A 6477-nucleotide genomic window follows, 5' to 3' on the forward strand; every position below is an offset into this window, starting at 1 on the left:
TGACTCCTTAAGCCGTTTTCAGGTCGCCAACCGGGCGGGCTGGCTCAACCGGGGGATAGTACGGTTCGTTATGGCGCGCTTTGTTACGCAGACCTTCCGGCACTTCATAGAGTGGGCCGAGGTGCTGATACTGCTGCGCCATATCGAGATATTTTGCGCTGCCGAGCGTATCCAGCCAGCGGAACGCGCCGCCGTGGAACGGAGGGAAGCCCAGACCGTAAACCAGCGCCATATCCGCTTCTGCCGGACTGGCGATGATGCCTTCTTCCAGACAGCGCACCACTTCGTTAACCATCGGAATCATCATGCGGGCGATAATCTCTTCGTCGCTGAAGTCGCGCTTCGGCTGGCTGACCTCTGCCAGCAGGCTGTCCACGGCCGCATCTTCTTCTTTCTTCGGCTTGCCTTTGCTGTCTTCTTTATAGCGCCAGAAGCCGAGACCGTTTTTCTGACCATAGCGGCTGGCGTCAAACAGCGCGTCGATGGCATCACGATAATCTTTCTGCATACGCTGTGGGAAACCGGCCGCCATGACTGCCTGCGCATGATGCGCGGTATCAATCCCGACCACATCCAGCAGATAAGCCGGGCCCATCGGCCAGCCAAACTGTTTCTCCATCACTTTGTCGACTTTGCGGAAATCGGCGCCGTCGCGCAGTAGCTGGCTGAAACCAGCGAAATACGGGAACAGTACGCGGTTAACAAAGAAGCCGGGGCAGTCGTTGACCACAATCGGCGTTTTGCCCATTTTGCTGGCCCAGGCGACGACTTTAGCGATGGTTTCATCCGAGCTTTTCTCGCCGCGAATGATTTCAACCAGCGGCATCCGGTGTACCGGGTTAAAGAAGTGCATGCCGCAGAAGTTTTCCGGGCGCTTCAGCGCGCTTGCCAGTTCACTAATTGGAATGGTGGACGTATTTGACGCCAGCACGGTATCCGGGCGGACGTTGTCTTCAGTCTCCGCCAGTACCGCTTTCTTCACTTTCGGGTTTTCCACTACCGCTTCGACCACTACATCAACGCGATCAAAACCGGCGTAGTTCAGCGTTGGGTGAATCGTTGAAATCACGCCCGCCAGTTTCAGGCCGTCGATCCTGCCGCGTTCCAGCTGCTTATTCAGCAGTTTCGCCGCTTCGGTCATGCCCAGCGTCAGGGATTTGTCGTTGATATCTTTCATGATCACCGGCACGCCTTTCCAGGCTGACTGGTAAGCGATGCCGCCGCCCATAATACCTGCGCCCAGTACGGCTGCCTGCTTCGGTGTTTCAACGTCTTTGGTCAGTTTTTTCGCTTTACCTTTCACGAACTGATCGTTGAGGAAGATACCGACCAGCGCGCGGGCTTCATTGGTATGCGCCAGCGGGACAAAGCTTTTATTTTCCAGATTCAGGGCTTCTTCACGGCCAAAGCGTGCGGCGGCTTCGATCGTTTTCACGGCGGTCATCGGGGCGGGGTAATGCTTCCCGGCCGTCTGCGCCACCATGCCTTTGGCGATGGTAAAGCTCATTGCCGCTTCAATTTTACTGAGCTTCAACGGTTCCAGCTTCGGCTGGCGTTTGGCTTTCCAGTCCAGTGAGCCGTCAATCGCCTGACGTAATACCGCTATTGCGCCATCAAGCAGTTTTTCCGGTTTCACGACACCGTCAACCAGGCCGATTTTCAGCGCCTGCTCAGCGCCGATGTCTTTCCCGGCAGCAATAATTTCCAGCGCGCTGTCAGCGCCCAGCATACGCGGCATACGGACAGAACCGCCAAAGCCCGGCATGATGCCCAGCTTCGTTTCCGGCAGGCCAATGCGCAGATCCGGCGTCACCAGACGATAATCGGTTGCCAGTACGCACTCGCAGCCGCCGCCCAGCGCATAGCCGTTGATAGCGGAAAGCGTTGGCACCGGTAAATCTTCGAGGCGATTAAAGACGCTATTGGCAAAGTGCAGCCACTGGCTTAACTGTTCTTCAGGAACAAGGAACAGCGAAAGGAATTCGGTGATATCAGCACCGACAATAAAGGCTGCTTTGTTAGAGCGCAGCAGCAGCCCTTTTAAATCTGTTTGCTTTTCCAGCACGTCCAGCGCCTGGCCGAGGCTGGCGACGGTCGCAGTGTCGAGTTTATTGACCGATCCTGGGGCATCGAACACCAGTTCGGCGATGCCATCTTCCAGCCAGTCGAGGTACAGGGTGTCGCCTTTGTAAAGCATGTCAGTCTCCTGAATCCGCAAGGTGATCTGGTCATACCAGATGAAGCGAGTGTGTATTTTGTGTTAAAAAAATGCAAATGAGAGATTAAAAAAATGCCGATGCGATCACGCTCGGCAGAAATCACGCTCTCCCGGAGCGATGTGCTAAGATGCGGAGATTCGAGGTCAAAAAAACAGAAGGGTAGAAAATGGAATCACTGGCCGCACTCTATAAAAATCATATCGTTACCTTACAAGAACGGACGCGTGACGCACTGGCGCGTTTTAAGCTGGATGCGCTACTTATTCACTCCGGCGAGCTTATCAACGTCTTCCTCGACGACCATCCCTATCCGTTTAAAGTTAACCCGCAGTTTAAAGCCTGGGTACCGGTCACACAGGTTCCAAATTGCTGGTTGCTGGTCGATGGCGTGAATAAACCCAAACTGTGGTTCTACCTGCCGGTAGATTACTGGCACAACGTTGAGCCGCTGCCCACGTCGTTCTGGACCGAAGAGGTAGAGGTGATTGCCCTGCCGAAAGCCGACGGTATTGGCAGCCAGCTCCCTGCCGCGCGCGGTAATATCGGTTACATCGGTCCGGTGCCGGAGCGGGCGTTGCAACTGGATATCGCCGCCAGCAACATCAACCCGAAAGGAGTGATCGATTACCTGCATTACTACCGTGCGTACAAAACGGATTACGAACTGGCCTGTATGCGTGAAGCGCAGAAAACAGCGGTGAACGGCCATCGCGCAGCAGAAGAAGCGTTCCGTTCCGGTATGAGTGAGTTCGACATTAACCTGGCTTACCTGACCGCGACCGGCCACCGTGACACCGATGTGCCTTATAGCAATATCGTGGCGCTCAACGAGCACGCTTCGGTTCTTCATTACACCAAACTGGATCATCGCGCGCCGTCTGAAATGCGCAGCTTCCTGCTGGATGCCGGGGCGGAATATAACGGTTATGCCGCAGACCTGACGCGTACCTGGGCGGCAAACAATGACACCGATTACGCTCAGTTAATCAAAGATGTGAATGACGAACAGCTGGCGCTGATTGCGACCATGAAAGCGGGCGTCAGCTACGTGGATTATCACATTCAGTTCCATCAACGCATCGCGAAATTGCTGCGTAAGCATCAGATTGTCACCGATATCAGCGAAGAAGCGATGGTCGAGAACAATCTCACCGGGCCGTTTATGCCGCACGGTATTGGTCATCAACTGGGTCTTCAGGTTCATGATGTTGCAGGCTTTATGCAGGACGATACCGGGACGCATCTGGCCGCGCCGTCGAAATACCCTTATCTGCGCTGCACCCGCGTGCTGCAACCGCGCATGGTGTTGACCATTGAGCCGGGGATCTACTTTATCGAATCGCTGTTGGCGCCGTGGCGCGAGGGGCAATTCAGCAAGCACTTCAACTGGCAGAAAATTGAAGCGCTGAAACCGTTCGGCGGCATTCGTATTGAAGACAACGTGGTGATTCACGAAAACGGTGTTGAAAATATGACGCGGGATTTGAAACTGGCGTGATGGACAGCTGGTTAATCCCTGCGGCGCCGGTCACTGTCGAGGAAGAGATCAAAAAAAGCCGCTTCATTACGCTGCTCGCCCACACGGACGGTGTTGAAGCGGCGAAAGCCTTTGTTGATGCTGTCAGAGCGGCGCATCCAGATGCGCGTCATCATTGCGTGGCATGGGTGGCGGGCGCGCCGGATGATTCACAACAGCTGGGATTTTCTGATGATGGCGAACCGGCGGGAACGGCGGGCAAACCGATGCTTGCCCAGCTAATGGGCAGCGGCGTTGGCGAGATCACCGCTGTTGTGGTGCGTTACTATGGCGGTATTCTGCTCGGCACCGGTGGGCTGGTAAAAGCCTACGGCGGCGGTGTGAATCAGGCGTTGCGTCAGTTAACGACGCAGCGCAAGACGCCGTTAACCGAATATACTTTGCAGTGTGAGTACGGCCAACTGGCCGGAATAGAAGCATTATTAGGGCAGTTTGCCGGTCAAATCGTTACCAGCGATTATCAGGCATTCGTTCGGCTCAGGGTGGCGCTTCCTTATGCAAATGTGGATGAATTTTCAGCAAGGCTGGCGGATTTTAGCCGTGGTTCATTGCAATTGTTAGCGATTGAAGAATAATCCCACCTCATTTTGAAGAACAAAGGAAGCGGCAGAGATGCATTTTCGCGCCATTACCCGAATCGTTGGACTGTTGGTCATTTTATTTTCGGGAACAATGATCCTCCCTGGACTGGTTGCGTTGATCTACCGTGATGGGGCGGGGCGGGCATTCACGCAGACATTCTTTGTCGCACTGGTGATCGGCTCTCTGCTGTGGTGGCCCAACCGCCGGGAGAAAGGCGAGCTTAAATCCCGCGAAGGGTTTCTCATTGTGGTGCTGTTCTGGACCGTACTGGGAAGCGTGGGGGCGTTGCCGTTTATCTTCTCTGAAAGCCCGAACCTCACCATTACCGATGCCTTTTTTGAATCATTCTCCGGCTTAACGACAACGGGCGCGACGACGCTGGTGGGGCTGGACTCTTTACCGCACGCGATTCTCTTTTACCGCCAGATGCTGCAATGGTTTGGCGGGATGGGGATCATTGTGCTGGCGGTGGCGATTCTTCCTATCCTCGGCGTCGGGGGGATGCAGCTCTACCGCGCAGAAATGCCGGGGCCGCTGAAAGACAATAAAATGCGCCCGCGTATTGCGGAAACGGCAAAGACGCTATGGCTGATTTATGTGTTACTGACGGTGGCCTGCGCGCTGGCGCTATGGTTCGCCGGAATGCCCGCGTTTGACGCCATTGGGCACAGTTTTTCTACTATCGCCATTGGCGGTTTCTCTACGCACGATGCCAGCGTCGGTTATTTCGATAGCCCGACCATTAACAGCATCATGGCTATCTTCTTGCTGATCTCTGGCTGTAACTACGGTCTGCACTTCTCTTTATTAAGCGGGCGCAGCCTGAAAGTTTACTGGCGTGACCCTGAATTTCGCATGTTCATTGGCGTTCAGTTGACGCTGGTGGTGATCTGTACGCTGGTGCTGTGGTTCCACGATATCTATAACTCGGCGCTGACCACGCTCAACCAGGCGTTCTTTCAGGTCGTATCAATGGCGACAACCGCCGGGTTTACCACCGACAGCATCGCCCGCTGGCCGCTCTTTCTGCCGGTGCTGCTGTTATGCTCTGCGTTTATCGGCGGCTGTGCGGGGTCAACGGGCGGCGGGCTGAAGGTGATCCGCATCCTGCTGCTGTTCAAACAGGGGAACCGTGAACTGAAGCGTCTGGTCCATCCGAATGCGGTTTACAGTATAAAACTGGGGCACCGTGCGCTGCCGGAACGTATCCTCGAAGCGGTATGGGGATTCTTTTCTGCTTATGCCTTAGTCTTTATTGTCAGTATGCTGGCCATTATCGCGACTGGCGTGGATGACTTTTCCGCGTTTGCCTCCGTTGTGGCGACCCTTAACAACCTGGGGCCAGGGTTAGGTGTGGTTGCGGACAACTTTGCCAGCATGAACCCTGTTGCGAAATGGATTCTGATCGCCAATATGTTATTTGGTCGTCTTGAAGTCTTTACTTTGCTGGTACTTTTTACCCCTACCTTCTGGCGTGAATAATGGAGTAACACGTGAAAACATTGATTCTTTTTTCTACCCGGGACGGACAAACGCGCGAGATAGCTTCTTATCTGGCCTCGGAATTAAAGGAACTGGGGATCTGGGCGGATGTGATTAATCTCCATCGCACTGAAGAGCTGGACTGGCAAAGTTACGATCGCGTGGTGATTGGCGCCTCTATTCGTTATGGCCATTACCATGCCGCTTTCCAGGAGTTTGTGAAGAAGCACGCTACGCGCCTGAACGCGATGCCGAGTGCGTTTTATTCCGTTAACCTGGTCGCGCGTAAACCTGAAAAGCGCACACCGCAGACCAACAGCTACGCGCGCAAGTTTCTGATGAGTTCGCAGTGGCGACCCGATCTTTGCGCCGTTATTGCTGGCGCGCTTCGTTACCCTCGTTACCGCTGGTATGACCGTCTGATGATTAAGCTCATTATGAAGATGTCTGGCGGTGAAACGGATACGAGTAAAGAAGTGGTCTATACCGACTGGGAACAAGTGGCGAATTTTGCCCGCGACATCGCCCAATTAACCAACAAATCGTTGGCAAAATAAACGTAAAGAATAAAAAACACGCAGTCGGAAAATAATTTTAAATTTCCCCTTGTCAGGCCGGAATAACTCCCTATAATGCGCCTCCACTGACACGGAACAA

At 54.2% G+C, this 6477-nt stretch carries 5 protein-coding genes; 4 read left to right on the forward strand and 1 reads right to left on the reverse strand.

The features are described from left to right. Window positions 1-7: 7 nt before the first annotated feature. Window positions 8-2197: a fatty acid oxidation complex subunit alpha FadB gene (fadB, locus tag OGW17_RS04205; protein WP_071258148.1), complete on the reverse strand. Its 2190-nt coding sequence runs from the start codon at window positions 2195-2197 to the stop codon at window positions 8-10. Window positions 2198-2385: 188 nt separating this feature from the next. Here fadB and pepQ point away from each other — a divergent pair, with 188 nt between their 5' ends. The 4 genes from pepQ to hemG are packed head-to-tail and all read left to right on the forward strand — an operon-like array spanning window position 2386 to window position 6377. Beyond that, complete coding sequence (gene pepQ / locus OGW17_RS04210; protein WP_012131193.1) at window positions 2386-3717, forward strand: Xaa-Pro dipeptidase; 1332 nt, start codon at window positions 2386-2388, stop codon at window positions 3715-3717. Next, window positions 3717-4331 (forward strand): IMPACT family protein, encoded by a 615-nt coding sequence (locus OGW17_RS04215; protein WP_012131194.1) that lies wholly within the window; start codon window positions 3717-3719, stop codon window positions 4329-4331. Before pepQ ends, OGW17_RS04215 begins: the two co-directional genes overlap by 1 nt. Before the next feature lie 37 nt (window positions 4332-4368). Next, on the forward strand, window positions 4369-5820 hold the full coding sequence (gene trkH / locus OGW17_RS04220; RefSeq protein ID WP_012131195.1) for a Trk system potassium transporter TrkH: 1452 nt from the start codon (window positions 4369-4371) through the stop codon (window positions 5818-5820). An 11-nt stretch (window positions 5821-5831) separates the two neighbouring features. Then, window positions 5832-6377, forward strand: a complete 546-nt coding sequence (hemG, locus tag OGW17_RS04225; protein WP_047459942.1) for a menaquinone-dependent protoporphyrinogen IX dehydrogenase — start codon at window positions 5832-5834, stop codon at window positions 6375-6377. Window positions 6378-6477 lie beyond the last annotated feature (100 nt).

It is taken from the genome of Citrobacter sp. CK181, assembly GCF_030333595.1.
Taxonomy (GTDB): Bacteria; Pseudomonadota; Gammaproteobacteria; order Enterobacterales; family Enterobacteriaceae; genus Citrobacter_B; species Citrobacter_B koseri.